The organism is Ewingella sp. CoE-038-23, assembly GCF_040419245.1.
Classification (GTDB): Bacteria; Pseudomonadota; Gammaproteobacteria; order Enterobacterales; family Enterobacteriaceae; genus Ewingella; species Ewingella allii.
Genome location: NZ_JAZHOH010000001.1, coordinates 4,475,122 through 4,489,428, shown reverse-complemented (window position 1 = coordinate 4,489,428; position 14,307 = coordinate 4,475,122). Strand labels below are relative to the sequence as shown.

The window sequence follows — 14,307 nt, the reverse complement described above, 5'->3', positions numbered from 1 at the left end:
CCCACTTGCTGATCGTAGCCTGTGGATAAAAAGGATCTAATCTGTCAGGAAGGGGAGGATCTCTGTGTCGGATTGCGTTATGATCCGCCATTCCGACAGCGATCCCAGCACGCTCGTTGTCGACAAAACCGTAAAAAGCGGTTCGCACGGTAATTCATATCACTGACAGGGTGATTGAAGACTCATCCCCCGCAACGCCGGGCGGTACGTGTGTCAAAAATCATGATTTAAAAAATATCCTGATCCTTTTCTTTTTTTGATCTTGTTCGAGTGGAGTCCGCCGTGTCACTTTCGCTTTGGCAGCAATGTCTTGCCCGTTTGCAGGATGAGTTACCTGCCACAGAATTCAGTATGTGGATACGCCCCTTGCAGGCGGAACTCAGTGACAATACGTTGGCGCTTTACGCACCTAATCGTTTTGTCCTTGATTGGGTGAGAGACAAGTATTTAAACAATATCAATGGTTTGCTTAACGATTTTTGCGGCACTGATGCGCCATTATTGCGTTTTGAAGTCGGCAGCAAGCCGCTGATTCAACGCGTTAACCAGCCGGTTACCGCCAGCGTGAGTTCGCCTGCCACTCAACCTGCACCACGGCTTGCGCCTTCGCGCCCAAGCTGGGACAGCTCGGCGGCACAGCCCGAGTTGTCATATCGCTCGAATGTGAATCCCAAGCACACTTTTGACAACTTCGTCGAAGGTAAATCGAACCAGCTGGCTCGCGCGGCTGCACGTCAGGTTGCGGACAATCCTGGCGGTGCCTATAACCCTCTTTTCCTTTATGGCGGTACCGGTCTCGGTAAAACCCACTTATTGCACGCGGTCGGCAATGGCATCATGGCGCGCAAAGCCAATGCCAAAGTGGTGTACATGCACTCCGAGCGTTTTGTTCAGGACATGGTTAAAGCCCTGCAAAACAACGCCATTGAAGAGTTTAAACGTTACTACCGTTCGGTCGATGCACTGCTGATCGATGACATTCAATTCTTTGCTAATAAAGAGCGTTCTCAGGAAGAGTTCTTCCATACCTTTAATGCCCTGCTTGAAGGTAACCAGCAAATTATCCTGACGTCTGACCGTTATCCGAAAGAGATTAACGGCGTTGAAGACCGGCTTAAGTCCCGCTTCGGCTGGGGTTTGACCGTGGCGATTGAGCCACCTGAGCTTGAAACGCGCGTCGCCATCTTGATGAAAAAGGCTGATGAAAATGATATTCGCCTGCCGGGTGAAGTCGCCTTCTTTATTGCTAAACGTCTGCGTTCTAACGTTCGTGAGCTGGAAGGGGCGCTGAACCGCGTCATTGCCAACGCCAACTTTACTGGCCGGGCGATCACTATCGACTTCGTTCGTGAAGCGCTGCGCGATCTATTAGCGCTGCAAGAGAAGTTGGTCACCATTGATAATATTCAGAAAACGGTGGCCGAGTATTATAAGATTAAGGTTGCAGACCTGCTCTCCAAACGGCGTTCTCGTTCGGTAGCCCGCCCGCGCCAGATGGCGATGGCATTGGCGAAAGAGCTCACCAACCACAGCCTGCCAGAAATCGGCGATGCGTTCGGTGGTCGCGACCATACAACGGTGTTGCACGCGTGCCGTAAAATCGAGCAGCTGCGTGAAGAAAGTCACGACATCAAAGAAGATTTCTCCAACTTAATCAGAACATTATCCTCCTAGCGCTATGAAATTTATTGTTGAACGTGAGCATTTGCTAAAACCGCTGCAACAGGTCAGTAGCCCGCTGGGTGGGCGACCAACTTTACCTATTCTCGGCAACCTGCTTTTACAGGTGACTGAGGGTTCGCTGTTGCTGACAGGTACCGATTTAGAGATGGAGATGGTGGCGAAGGTGGCCCTGTCTCAACCCCATGAAGTGGGCGCGACCACCGTTCCGGCGCGTAAATTCTTTGATATTTGCCGTGGTCTGCCAGACGGCGCGGAAATTTCCGTCGCGCTGGACGGTGACCGCATGTTAGTTCGCTCGGGCCGCAGCCGTTTCTCGCTGTCGACCCTGCCTGCGACTGACTTCCCCAATCTGGACGACTGGCAGAGCGAAGTCGAGTTCACTTTGCCACAGGCGACCTTAAAACGCCTGATTGAAGCCACTCAGTTCTCCATGGCGCATCAGGACGTTCGCTACTACTTAAACGGCATGCTGTTTGAGACGGAAGGCGAAGAGCTGCGCACTGTGGCTACCGACGGCCACCGTCTGGCGGTCTGCTCCATGCCTATCGGGCAGGCGTTGCCGTCGCATTCGGTGATCGTACCGCGTAAAGGCGTGATGGAATTGGTTCGCCTGCTGGATGGCGGCGACGCTCTATTGCAGCTGCAAATTGGCAGCAATAACATCCGTGCGCACGTCGGCGACTTCATCTTCACCTCGAAACTGGTTGATGGCCGTTTCCCTGATTATCGCCGCGTATTGCCGAAAAATCCGGACAAAACGCTGCAAGCGGGCTGTGACTTGCTCAAGCAAGCCTTTGCTCGCGCCGCCATTCTTTCCAACGAGAAATTCCGCGGTGTTCGCCTGTATGTCAGCCATAACCAGCTGAAAATTACGGCCAACAACCCAGAGCAGGAAGAAGCCGAAGAGATTCTCGACGTCGGCTATGACGGCACTGAAATGGAAATCGGCTTTAATGTCAGTTACGTGCTCGACGTGCTGAATGCGCTGAAGTGCGAAGACGTGAATCTGCTGCTGACTGACTCAGTATCCAGCGTGCAGATTGAAGATGCCGCCAGCCAGTCAGCCGCCTACGTTGTTATGCCAATGAGGCTGTGATCTGAATTAATGGCCCTCACCCGATTACTGATAAAAGATTTCCGCAACATCGAGGCGGCGGATTTAGACCCGTCGCCCGGCTTCAATTTTCTGGTCGGCCCCAATGGCAGTGGTAAAACCAGCGTGTTAGAAGCGGTTTATACGCTAGGGCACGGGCGCGCTTTTCGCAGTTTGCAGGCGGGAAGAGTAATTCGTCACGATCAGGCGGAATTCATTCTGCATGGCCGTATCGATGAAGGCGGCGAGCGTGATATTTCCGTTGGGCTAAGTAAAAGCCGCCAGGGTGACAGCAAAGTGCGCATTGATGGCAGCGACGGCCACAAGGTGTCTGAACTGGCGCAACTGCTGCCGATGCAGCTGATCACTCCCGAGGGCTTTACCCTGCTGAACGGCGGGCCAAAGTACCGACGAGCATTCCTCGACTGGGGCTGTTTCCATCATGACCCCTGTTTTTTTATCGCCTGGAGCAACCTACGTCGGTTACTCAAGCAGCGCAACGCCGCGCTGCGTCAGGTGAGTCGCTATGCGCAGATTCGTGCCTGGGATCAGGAGTTGATCCCGCTAGCCGAGCGCATTAGCGAATGGCGGGCAGCCTACAGTGACGCAATCGCCGCTGATATCAGCGCGACCTGCGCCCAGTTCCTGCCTGAGTTTGCCCTGAGTTTCTCTTTCCAGCGAGGATGGGATAAAGAGACTGAGTATGGTGAATTGCTGGAGCGTAACTTTGAGCGCGACAGAGCCTTAACCTATACCGCATCAGGCCCGCATAAAGCCGATTTCCGCATCCGTGCCGATGGCACGCCGGTGGAGGATTTACTGTCTCGCGGGCAGCTGAAATTACTGATGTGTGCGCTGCGATTAGCGCAGGGTGAGTTTCTCACCCGACAGAGCGGGCGGCGTTGCCTGTATCTTCTTGACGATTTTGCCTCCGAGCTGGATGCCGACCGACGTCGGTTACTGGCCGATCGCCTGAAAGCCACCCAGGCTCAGGTATTTGTCAGCGCCATTGCTGCTGAGCAAGTAACCGACATGATGGGTGAAAAGGGCAAGATGTTCCGCGTGGAACAAGGTAAAATAGCCGTTCTATCACAGGACTAAAAATGAGCGAGAAACGTTGATGTCGAATTCTTATGACTCCTCAAGTATCAAGGTATTAAAAGGGCTGGACGCGGTGCGTAAGCGCCCCGGCATGTATATCGGCGATACCGATGACGGCACTGGTCTGCACCACATGGTATTCGAGGTTGTGGACAACGCTATCGACGAAGCCCTCGCTGGCCACTGTAAAGAGATTCAAGTCACTATCCACGCAGACAACTCTGTCTCCGTTCAGGATGATGGCCGTGGTATTCCGACCGGTATTCATGAAGAAGAGGGCGTTTCAGCTGCTCAGGTCATCATGACCGTTCTGCATGCCGGCGGTAAATTCGATGATAACTCGTACAAAGTCTCTGGCGGCTTGCACGGCGTGGGTGTTTCCGTCGTTAACGCCCTGTCAGAAAAACTCGAGTTGGTTATCCGCCGCGAAGGCAAAGTGCATGAGCAAACTTACGTGCACGGCGAGCCACAAACCCCGCTGAAAGTGGTCGGTGAAACGGAAACTACCGGTACTACCGTGCGTTTCTGGCCGAGCTTCCAGACCTTTACTAACCAAACCGAATTCCAGTACGACATTCTGGCGAAACGCCTGCGTGAACTGTCGTTCCTGAACTCCGGTGTGGCAATTCGTCTGCTGGATAAGCGCGACGATAAGAGCGATCACTTCCACTACGAAGGCGGTATCAAGGCTTTCGTGGAATATCTGAATAAGAACAAAACGCCAATCCACCCAACGGTGTTCTATTTCTCTACCGTGAAAGACGATATCGGCGTTGAAGTCTCATTGCAGTGGAACGATGGCTTCCAAGAGAACATTTACTGCTTTACCAACAACATCCCTCAGCGCGATGGCGGTACTCACCTTGCCGGTTTCCGCTCTGCGATGACCCGTACGCTGAATGCGTATATGGATAAAGAAGGCTACAGCAAAAAATCGAAAATCAGCGCCACCGGCGACGACGCCCGTGAAGGCCTGATTGCCGTGGTTTCCGTTAAAGTGCCCGATCCTAAGTTCTCATCTCAGACCAAAGACAAACTGGTTTCTTCCGAAGTGAAGACTGCCGTTGAGTCGCTGATGAACGAGAAACTGGTTGATTACTTGATGGAAAACCCAGCCGACGCCAAAATCGTCGTAGGCAAAATCATTGATGCCGCCCGTGCGCGTGAAGCTGCACGTAAAGCGCGTGAAATGACCCGTCGTAAAGGCGCGCTCGACTTGGCCGGCTTGCCGGGCAAACTGGCTGACTGCCAGGAACGCGACCCAGCCCACTCTGAACTCTACTTAGTGGAAGGGGACTCAGCGGGCGGCTCAGCCAAACAGGGCCGTAACCGTAAGAATCAGGCCATTTTGCCGCTGAAAGGTAAAATCCTGAACGTTGAGAAAGCGCGTTTCGACAAAATGCTTTCTTCTCAGGAAGTTGCGACGCTTATCACCGCGTTGGGTTGCGGCATTGGCCGTGACGAATACAACCCTGACAAGCTGCGTTACCACAGCATCATCATCATGACCGATGCCGACGTCGATGGTTCTCACATCCGTACCTTGCTGCTGACCTTCTTCTTCCGTCAGATGCCTGAAATTATCGAACGTGGTCACGTGTATATCGCTCAGCCGCCGTTGTATAAAGTCAAAAAAGGCAAACAAGAACAGTACATTAAAGATGATGAAGCGATGGATCAGTATCAAATCACCATCGCAATGGACGGCGCAACGCTGCACACCAATGCCCACGCTCCGGCGCTGGCAGGTGAAGCACTGGAAAAACTGGTTGCCGAACATTACAGCGTGCAGAAGATGATTGGCCGCATGGAGCGCCGCTACCCGCGTGCTCTGTTGAACCGTCTGGTTTACCAGCCAACGCTGCACGAAGCCGATCTCACCGATCAGGCTAAAGTTCAGGATTGGATGGAGTCGCTGGTTGCTCTGCTCAATGAAAAAGAGCAGCACGGCAGCAGCTACAGCGCCATTGTGCGTGAAAACCGCGAACGCCAGATTTACGAGCCGGTTCTGCGTATCCGTACTCACGGCGTGGATACCGATTACGATCTTGATTTCGAGTTCGTTCACGGTGGCGAATACCGCAAACTCTGCACTCTCGGTGAGAAGCTGCGCGGCCTGATCGAAGAAGATGCCTTCATCGAACGTGGCGAACGCCGTCAGCCAATCTCCAGCTTCGAGCAGGCGCTGGAATGGCTGGTGAAAGAGTCCCGTCGCGGCCTTTCAGTACAGCGTTATAAAGGTCTGGGTGAAATGAACCCAGAACAGCTGTGGGAAACCACCATGGACCCAGAGCAACGCCGCATGCTGCGCGTAACTATCAAAGATGCTATCGCCGCCGACCAGCTGTTCACCACCCTGATGGGTGATGCCGTTGAGCCGCGTCGTGCCTTCATCGAAGATAATGCCTTGAAAGCCGCGAATATCGACATCTAAAAATACCCGGCATCCTTCGCGCTGTCTCGGCGTTGGCTGCCTTGATACAGCACGAATGATTTTGGGTAGTAGAGTGTTATGAAACTAAGTCCGGAGTGAGAAATCACTTCGGATTTTTTTTATCCGTGATCAACTCGGCATATCGCGCTAGCATTGGGCTAGATACCGACAATTCAGAGGATGCTATGGCTATTGAATTAATCGCAATTGATATGGACGGCACGTTGCTCAATCCGCAGCATGAAGTGACACCCGCGGTGAAAAAGGCACTGTCCGCCGCTCGCGACAAAGGCGTGCAGATTGTTCTGGCGACCGGCCGTCCGTTCGTTGGCGTGCAGCGTTACCTGATGGAGCTGGATTTGCAGCAAGAGGGTTGTTATTGCATTACCAATAACGGCGCTTTGGTGCATAACGCGCAGGATGGCAGCGTGATTGCCGAAATAGCTATGGATATCCATGATTATCACTACTTTGAGAGGTTGTCTCGCGAGCTGGGCGTTCACTTCCACGCGCTGACCCGCACCGAGCTGTTTACCGCCAACAGCGATATCAGCCAGTACACTGTTCATGAGTCGGCGGTCACCGGCATTCCCCTGCACTTCTGCCCGGCAGAAGAGATGGACGCGGCGATGACCTTCCCGAAAGTGATGATGATCGATCATCCCGAGCTGCTCGACCGCGCTATCGCGCAAATCCCTGCTGAAGCTCGGGAAAATTACACCATCATGAAAAGTTCGCCGTACTATCTCGAGATCCTCGATAAGCGCGTGAACAAAGGCGAAGGCGTCAAAGCCTTGGCGGAAAAACTGGGCATTCCGCGTGAAAACGTCATGACCCTTGGCGATCAGGAAAACGACATCGCCATGTTGGAATATGCCGGTATCGGCGTGGCAATGGGTAACGCGCTGGACAGCGTGAAGGCCGTCAGCCAGTTCGTGACCAAAACCAACCTTGAAGACGGCGTGGCCTATGCCGTTGAAAAATTTGTATTAAATGTCTGATATAGACTGATGAACAGGGCGGCCACTGGCCGCTTTTTTTATGCCCGCCATTCGTCGCCACTTCACACAATTGTTAATTCAATGTTGCTGATTGTCTAAAATGTGATCTGAATTGTAGTACAACCCAAATATTGGGTACTACAATCGCTCACAAGTTGAATGACTTTTAGCCGGAGATGGCATGGACGTTGTGGTGAATGAAGACAGCCTGTTGAGCAAAACCGATCGCATTATTTTGGCATTAGGCGAGCAGATTGTGGCGGGCAAATACCCACCGGGCGCCGCGCTGGCGCCTGAATCTGAGCTGTGCGAAGAGTTTCAAACCTCGCGAAACGTTATCCGTGAAGTAATGCGCTCGCTAACCGGCAAACGACTGATAGATATCAAACGCTATCGCGGCGCGTTCGTCACCCCGCGCGACCAATGGAATTTCCTCGATACCGACGTCTTGCAGTGGTCGCTGGCGCAGGGTGATAAACCCGAGCTTATCGCAGCCATGAGTGAAATCCGCAACTTAGTGGAACCGGCAATCGCTCGCTGGGCCGCTGCGCGCGCCACGGCCGCCGATCTGATGCGAATTGAAGCCGCGCTCAACGACATGGTGGCATTTGCTCAGGAGCGTCAGGCGTTTAACGAGGCCGATGTCCGTTTCCACGAAGCCGTGCTGGCGGCGGTGCATAACCCGATTATGCAGCAGCTCAGCGTGGTCATCAGTTCTCTGCAACGCGCCGTTTTCGAAAGAACTTACATGCCCGACGCCAACAACATGCCGCGCACCCTGCGCGAGCATCAGTCTCTGTACGACGCCATTCGCTTACAACATCCAGATGAGGCGGAGCAGGCGGCGTTAGCCATGATTGCCAGCACCACCCGCCGTTTGCAGGAGATGCCATGAACCACAGCTATATCGCCGTTGACTGGGGCTCCACCAACCTGCGCGCTTGGCTTTACCGCGACGGCAAATGCGTCGACAGCCAGCAGTCGACCGCCGGGGTTACGCGCCTTGAAGGACGAACGCCGGCGCAGGTTTTCCAGCAACTTATTGCTCCGTGGCAACAGCAAGGTTTGCCGGTCTTGATGGCGGGAATGGTCGGCAGCGACGCGGGCTGGGTGCCAGCGCCCTATCTGCGTTGCCCGATCAGCCTTTCTGAAATCCCTCATCGGCTGACGCCTGTCGAGCAGGCTACGTCGGCCAATGTGCGCATTATTCCGGGTATTTGTATCGAAAGTGAAGACAACCTCAACGTGATGCGCGGCGAGGAAACCCAGCTGGTGGGAGCTTATGCCACGCGGCCCGCCGAGTTTTACCTGCTGCCCGGCACTCACAGTAAATGGGTGCGCCTTGAGGGCGACAGCGTAGTGGATTTCTCTACCGTGATGACCGGCGAGTTGCACCACTTGCTGCTGACCCATTCGCTGATTGGTAGCGGCCTACCGGAGCAAACCGCCGACAGCGCGGCTTTCGCCAAAGGCATGGAGCAGGGCTTCTACGACAGCAGCCTGATGCGCCGACTGTTTGAAGTCAGGGCCGCGCGAGTGCTGGGAAAACTGGCGAAAACCTCAGTCAGCGACTGGCTCTCCGGCCTATTAATCGGCCACGAAGTGGCACAAATGCAACAACACTACTCGCTCAGCCGAGAGCACGGCCCGCTGGTGCTGGTGGGCAGCCCGGCGTTGACCCAACGTTATCTCCCCGCGCTGAAAATGGCGGGGATTCAGGCCTTGGTTATCGAGGGCGATACGGCTTTTCAGGCGGGAATAAGGAGCATTGTCAATGAGTTGGAAAACTGAGGTATTCGACGGCGAACTGCTGCCACTGATCGCCATCCTGCGCGGCATTACTCCTTCCGAGGCTGAGCAGCACGTCGAGGTGCTGATTGAGGCGGGTTTCAACGCCATCGAAATTCCGCTGAATTCACCCGACTGGCAGAGCAGCATCAAGGCTGTCAGCGCCAAGTATGGAGCGCGCGCGCTGATTGGCGGCGGCACCGTACTGACGCCGCAGAACGTCGACCAACTGGCCGAATTGGGCGGCAAACTGGTGGTGACGCCAAACACCTCCGCGCCTGTGATCCGCCGCGCCGTCGAGCTGGGCATGGTGGTCTGCGCCGGTTGTGCCACGGCCAGCGAAGCCTTTACCGCGCTGGAAGCTGGAGCACAGGGGCTGAAAATTTTCCCCTCTTCGGCCTTCGGCCCTGAATACATCAAAGCCCTGAAAGCGGTGTTACCGCCGGCGATCCCGGTGTTCGCCGTCGGTGGCGTCACGCCGGAAAACCTGCATCTGTTTATGGCGGCAGGCTGCGTCGGCGCTGGCCTGGGCAGCGATTTATACCGCGCCGGGCAGCCGGTTTCGCGCACGCAACAACAGGCCCGCGCCTTTATCGACGCCTATCGGGGGGCACTGCAATGAAAATTACCAAACTGACCACTTACCGTCTGGCGCCGCGCTGGATGTTTTTGAAAGTCGACACCGACGAAGGCATCAGCGGCTGGGGCGAGCCGGTGATTGAGGGCCGCGCCCGCAGCGTGGAAGCAGCGGTGCATGAGTTGGGTGAATACCTGATTGGGCAAGACCCGGCGCGCATCAACGATATCTGGCAAACCCTGTATCGTGGCGGTTTTTATCGCGGTGGCCCTATTCTGATGAGTGCCATTTCCGGCATCGATCAGGCGTTGTGGGACATCAAAGGCAAGGCGCTCGGCGTGCCGGTCTATCAACTGCTTGGTGGTTTAGTGCGAGATAAAATCAAAGCCTACAGTTGGGTGGGCGGCGACCGTCCGGCGGAAGTGATTGAAGGCATTCGCAAATTACAGGGCATTGGCTTCGATACGTTCAAGCTAAATGGCTGCGAAGAGATGGGACTTATCGACAGTTCGCGCAAAATCGATGCCACCGTCGCCGTGGTGGCGCAAATCCGCGAAGCCTTCGGCAACAGCATTGAGTTTGGTCTGGATTTCCATGGCCGGGTGAATGCGCCAATGGCAAAAGTGCTGATCAAAGAGCTGGAGCCATATCGCCCGCTGTTTATTGAAGAGCCGGTACTGGCCGAGCAGGCGGAATATTACCCACGGCTGGCCGCGCAGACCCATATCCCGATTGCCGCCGGTGAGCGCATGTATTCACGCTTCGAGTTTAAACGCGTGCTGGAGCAGGGCGGATTGGCAATTCTTCAGCCCGATCTCTCCCACGCCGGGGGCATCACCGAGTGCTACAAAATCGCCGCGATGGCCGAGGCCTATGACGTCACCCTCGCGCCACACTGCCCGCTGGGGCCTATCGCGCTGGCGGCCTGCCTGCACGTCGACTTTGTTTCCCGCAACGCGGTGTTTCAGGAGCAAAGCATGGGGATCCACTACAATCAGGGCGCGGAATTGCTCGATTACGTGCTGAATAAAGAGGATTTCTCCATGGAAGGGGCGTTCTTCCTGCCGCCGACCAAGCCGGGTCTGGGCGTGGTGATCAATGAAGAGTTGGTGATTGAGCGCAGCAAGCAGGCTCCGGACTGGCGCAATCCGGTGTGGCGGTATGAGGATGGCTCGGTCGCCGAGTGGTAATGCCCGGCATACTTCGAGCCGTAGGGGCGTTGGCTGCCTTCCTACAGCTCGAATTATTTAGGGCATAAGCAGGTTATTTTTATTTAAAACAATAATACCTACGGGTTTTTATTCCGCTTAACGGGATAGGGGCTCCCCTACACGTAATTCAACACCAAGGTGCGTACGATGAATAATGAATTGTACTCCTCGACCATTAAAAAAATGAATATCAGGATCATTCCTTTTATTATGTTGCTGTATCTCATTGCTTATATCGACCGTTCTAATATTTCGGTAGCGGCGTTGCAGATGAATGCGGATTTAGCGCTTACCGCCGAAATGTACGGTATAGCCGCCGGGATATTTTATATCTCCTATATTATTTTCGAAGTGCCGAGCAATGTGATTTTAACCCGCGTTGGCGCGAAATTATGGATAGCCCGCATCATGATCACCTGGGGCCTGCTGGCCGCCGGGATGAGCCTGGTACAGACGCCGGTACAGCTCTACGTCATGCGTTTCCTGCTGGGTGCCGCGGAGGCGGGCTTCACGCCGGGGATCATTTATTATCTCTCCTGTTGGTATCCGCGCAGTGACAGAGCGCGGGCCATGTCGCTGTTTTATATTGGTGCTGCGCTGGCGTCAGTGGTCGGTTTACCTATTTCGGGCACGATTCTTAATATGCACGGCTTCTTAGGTGTCGAGGGCTGGCGCTGGTTATTCCTGCTGGAAGGTATTCCCGCCTTTCTTTTAGGTATAGTGACCTGGTTTTATTTAGATGATTCACCGCTGAAAGCCAAATGGCTAAGCGAGGCGCAGCGTAATGCGTTAACGCAGCAATTAAATCGCGAAGCGGGTGAGTCAGTGATAAATAAAGACCATCGCTGGTCAGCAGCATTAAAAAGTAAAAAGGTCTGGGCATTAAGTCTACTGTGGTTATTACAAGCTTTTGGGACAATTGGTATCACGCTATTTTTGCCGCTGATCGTCAAAGGCGTGGTGTCAGAGCAGAGTAATTTGGGTAATGACTCCAACTTACTGATAGTGTTTTATGTTCAGATAATGCCCGATGACCTTGTCATGCAGCTCCACCGATTTTGAGAACGACAGTGACTTCCGTCCCAGCCTTGCCAGATGTTGTCTCAGATTCAGGTTATGTCGCTCAATGCGCTGAGTGTAACGCTTGCTGATAACGTGCAGCTTTCCCTTCAGGCGGGATTCATACAGCGGCCAGCCATCCGTCATCCATACCACGACCTCAAAGGCCGACAGCAGGCTCAGAAGTCGCTCCAGTGTGGCCAGAGTGCGTTCACCGAAGACGTGCGCCACAATCGTCCTCCGTATCCTGTCATACGCGTAAAACAGCCAGCGCTGACGTGATTTAGCACCGACGTAGCCCCACTGTTCGTCCATTTCAGCGCAGACAATCACATCACTGCCCGGCTGTATGCGCGAGGTTACCGACTGCGGCCTGAGTTTTTTAAGTGACGTAAAATCGTGTTGAGGCCAACGCCCATAATGCGGGCGGTTGCCCGGCATCCAACACCATTCATGGCCATATCAATGATTTTCTGGTGCGTACCGGGTTGAGAAGCGGTGTAAGTGAACTGCAGTTGCCATGTTTTACGGCAGTGAGAGCAGAGATAGCGCTGATGTCCGGCAGTGCTTTTGCCGTTACGCACCACCCCGTCAGTAGCTGAACAGGAGGGACAGCTGATAGAAACAGAAGCCACTGGAGCACCTCAAAAACACCATCATACACTAAATCAGTAAGTTGGCAGCATCACCGGCGATTGTTACTCGTTTTGGACAAGTCAGCCTGAAGGAAAATCAGCGACGAACCGGCACTGATTATTTGCATCCTGAACGTCTGTCCTTACCTCTGACATTGCGACCATCCTTAAAGCCCGCTTTACGCAACATCAGACGTTAGTAAGTCATTCTCAATATTGCTCTAATCAAAGTGAATCCCCAGATCTGATGCAATTTATGCAAATCAAATGCTCCAGAAGACGGCTGGCAGACTATCAACAGGATATCTGTATGGCCACTCTTGCACTCTGCATTCCGATTGACGCCGCATCGTAAGTTGAAGTTTGCTAATCTTTGAGATGTAGTACCCTCTATACAGTGCGGATTTTAATTAATGGAATAAATGATTATGAGTGAAAATGATACAATCCAAAAGAAGTCTAAAAGCCAGATTAACAAAGCGGTATTCTTTACATCTGCTTTGGAAGGTGCGAACAAGTTCCTGATATGAGATCATCATATTCATCCGGAGCGCATCCCAGAGGGACATCATGAGCCATCAACTCACCTTCGCCGATAGTGAATTCAGCACTAAGCGCCGTCAGACCCGAAAAGAGATTTTCCTCTCCCGCATGGAGCAGATTCTGCCATGGCAGAATATGACCGCTGTCATCGAGCCGTTTTATCCCAAGGCGGGCAATGGCCGACGGCCCTATCCGCTGGAGACCATGCTGCGTATTCACTGCATGCAGCATTGGTACAACCTGAGCGACGGTGCCATGGAAGATGCCCTGTACGAAATCGCCTCCATGCGCCTGTTTGCCCGATTATCCCTGGATAGCGCCCTGCCGGATCGCACCACCATCATGAATTTCCGCCACCTGCTCGAGCAGCATCAACTGGCCCGTCAATTGTTCAAGACCATCAATCGCTGGCTGGCCGAAGCAGGCGTCATGATGACCCAAGGCACTTTGGTGGATGCCACCATCATTGAGGCACCCAGCTCTACCAAGAACAAAGAGCAGCAACGCGATCCGGAGATGCATCAGACCAAGAAAGGCAATCAGTGGCACTTTGGCATGAAGGCCCACATTGGTGTCGATGCCAAGAGTGGCCTGACCCACAGCCTGGTCACCACCGCGGCCAACGAGCATGACCTCAATCAGCTGGGTAATCTGCTTCATGGAGAGGAGCAATTTGTCTCAGCCGATGCCGGCTACCAAGGAGCGCCACAGCGCGAGGAGCTGGCCGAGGTGGATGTGGACTGGCTGATCGCCGAGCGTCCCGGCAGGGTAAAAACCTTGAAGCAGCATCCGCGCAAGAACAAAACGGCCATCAACATCGAATACATGAAAGCCAGCATCCGTGCCAGGGTGGAGCACCCGTTTCGCATCATCAAGCGGCAGTTCGGCTTCGTGAAAGCCAGATACAAGGGGCTGCTGAAAAACGATAACCAACTGGCGATGTTATTCACCCTGGCCAACCTGTTTCGGGTGGACCAAATGATACGTCAGTGGGAGAGATCTCAGTAAAAACCGGAAATAACGCCAGAAATGGTGGAAAAAATAGCCTAAATAGGCTGATTCGATGTGTTTGCGGGAAAAAAATCGGCCCAGATCCGCGAAATTTTAATCAGCGAGTCAGCTTGGGAAGAAATGACCTGCTTATTCGCACCTTCCTTAACACATACATAACAGGAATGTAGA

12 protein-coding genes and 1 pseudogene are annotated in these 14,307 nt (G+C 53.7%); 12 read left to right on the top strand and 1 reads right to left on the bottom strand.

Annotated features, from left to right (window positions below; all coding sequences use genetic code 11):
- The first annotated feature begins 282 nt into the window (after nucleotides 1-282).
- The 10 genes and pseudogenes from dnaA to V2154_RS21500 all read left to right on the top strand — a co-directional run.
- A complete protein-coding gene (dnaA, locus tag V2154_RS21545) occupies nucleotides 283-1,674 on the top strand; it encodes a chromosomal replication initiator protein DnaA (protein WP_353503769.1) in 1,392 nt (463 codons plus the stop codon).
- A 4-nt stretch (nucleotides 1,675-1,678) separates the two neighbouring features.
- Nucleotides 1,679-2,779, top strand: coding sequence for a DNA polymerase III subunit beta (dnaN, locus tag V2154_RS21540; protein ID WP_034794306.1), 1,101 nt, complete (start codon nucleotides 1,679-1,681; stop codon nucleotides 2,777-2,779).
- Between the two features lie 9 nt (nucleotides 2,780-2,788).
- Complete coding sequence (gene recF, locus V2154_RS21535; RefSeq protein ID WP_353503768.1) at nucleotides 2,789-3,877, top strand: DNA replication/repair protein RecF; 1,089 nt, start codon at nucleotides 2,789-2,791, stop codon at nucleotides 3,875-3,877.
- A gap of 19 nt (nucleotides 3,878-3,896) precedes the next feature.
- A complete protein-coding gene (gene gyrB / locus V2154_RS21530) occupies nucleotides 3,897-6,311 on the top strand; it encodes a DNA topoisomerase (ATP-hydrolyzing) subunit B (protein WP_353503767.1) in 2,415 nt (804 codons plus the stop codon).
- 185 nt (nucleotides 6,312-6,496) lie between these two features.
- Nucleotides 6,497-7,312: a sugar-phosphatase gene (gene yidA, locus V2154_RS21525; protein ID WP_353503766.1), complete on the top strand. Its 816-nt coding sequence runs from the start codon at nucleotides 6,497-6,499 to the stop codon at nucleotides 7,310-7,312.
- Nucleotides 7,313-7,493: 181 nt separating this feature from the next.
- Nucleotides 7,494-8,207, top strand: coding sequence for a FadR/GntR family transcriptional regulator (locus tag V2154_RS21520; protein WP_353503765.1), 714 nt, complete (start codon nucleotides 7,494-7,496; stop codon nucleotides 8,205-8,207).
- Nucleotides 8,204-9,103, top strand: coding sequence for a 2-dehydro-3-deoxygalactonokinase (locus tag V2154_RS21515; protein WP_353503764.1), 900 nt, complete (start codon nucleotides 8,204-8,206; stop codon nucleotides 9,101-9,103). Before V2154_RS21520 ends, V2154_RS21515 begins: the two co-directional genes overlap by 4 nt.
- The gene (locus V2154_RS21510; RefSeq protein ID WP_353503763.1) at nucleotides 9,087-9,722 is read left to right on the top strand and encodes a 2-dehydro-3-deoxy-6-phosphogalactonate aldolase; all 636 of its coding nucleotides are present in this window, start codon (nucleotides 9,087-9,089) and stop codon (nucleotides 9,720-9,722) included. Before V2154_RS21515 ends, V2154_RS21510 begins: the two co-directional genes overlap by 17 nt.
- Nucleotides 9,719-10,867, top strand: coding sequence for a galactonate dehydratase (gene dgoD, locus V2154_RS21505; RefSeq protein WP_353503762.1), 1,149 nt, complete (start codon nucleotides 9,719-9,721; stop codon nucleotides 10,865-10,867). Before V2154_RS21510 ends, dgoD begins: the two co-directional genes overlap by 4 nt.
- Before the next feature lie 168 nt (nucleotides 10,868-11,035).
- Nucleotides 11,036-11,869, top strand: a pseudogene (locus tag V2154_RS21500) (MFS transporter); the annotation flags it as partial.
- Between the two features lie 15 nt (nucleotides 11,870-11,884).
- On the opposite strand, the gene V2154_RS21495 reads toward V2154_RS21500, so the two are convergent.
- Nucleotides 11,885-12,582 (bottom strand): IS1 family transposase gene (locus V2154_RS21495; RefSeq protein ID WP_226683650.1). Its coding sequence is split into 2 segments (ribosomal slippage): nucleotides 11,885-12,333 and nucleotides 12,333-12,582, totalling 699 coding nucleotides; the frame shifts between segments, so codons are not numbered across the junction.
- A gap of 570 nt (nucleotides 12,583-13,152) precedes the next feature.
- On the opposite strand from V2154_RS21495, the gene V2154_RS21490 reads away from it, so the two are divergent.
- The gene (locus V2154_RS21490; RefSeq protein WP_000019450.1) at nucleotides 13,153-14,133 is read left to right on the top strand and encodes an IS5-like element ISKpn26 family transposase; all 981 of its coding nucleotides are present in this window, start codon (nucleotides 13,153-13,155) and stop codon (nucleotides 14,131-14,133) included.
- A complete protein-coding gene (locus tag V2154_RS21485) occupies nucleotides 14,115-14,306 on the top strand; it encodes a hypothetical protein (protein WP_311764714.1) in 192 nt (63 codons plus the stop codon). The genes V2154_RS21490 and V2154_RS21485 overlap by 19 nt, the downstream gene beginning before the upstream one ends.
- Nucleotide 14,307: the final 1 nt, after the last annotated feature.

Coding starts and splice junctions, on each gene's coding strand:
- dnaN (WP_034794306.1), top strand. CDS start 1,679: ATGAAATTTATTGTTGAACGTGAGCATTTGCTAAAACCGCTGCAACAG.
- recF (WP_353503768.1), top strand. CDS start 2,789: ATGGCCCTCACCCGATTACTGATAAAAGATTTCCGCAACATCGAGGCG.
- gyrB (WP_353503767.1), top strand. CDS start 3,897: ATGTCGAATTCTTATGACTCCTCAAGTATCAAGGTATTAAAAGGGCTG.
- yidA (WP_353503766.1), top strand. CDS start 6,497: ATGGCTATTGAATTAATCGCAATTGATATGGACGGCACGTTGCTCAAT.
- V2154_RS21520 (WP_353503765.1), top strand. CDS start 7,494: ATGGACGTTGTGGTGAATGAAGACAGCCTGTTGAGCAAAACCGATCGC.
- V2154_RS21515 (WP_353503764.1), top strand. CDS start 8,204: ATGAACCACAGCTATATCGCCGTTGACTGGGGCTCCACCAACCTGCGC.
- V2154_RS21510 (WP_353503763.1), top strand. CDS start 9,087: ATGAGTTGGAAAACTGAGGTATTCGACGGCGAACTGCTGCCACTGATC.
- dgoD (WP_353503762.1), top strand. CDS start 9,719: ATGAAAATTACCAAACTGACCACTTACCGTCTGGCGCCGCGCTGGATG.
- V2154_RS21490 (WP_000019450.1), top strand. CDS start 13,153: ATGAGCCATCAACTCACCTTCGCCGATAGTGAATTCAGCACTAAGCGC.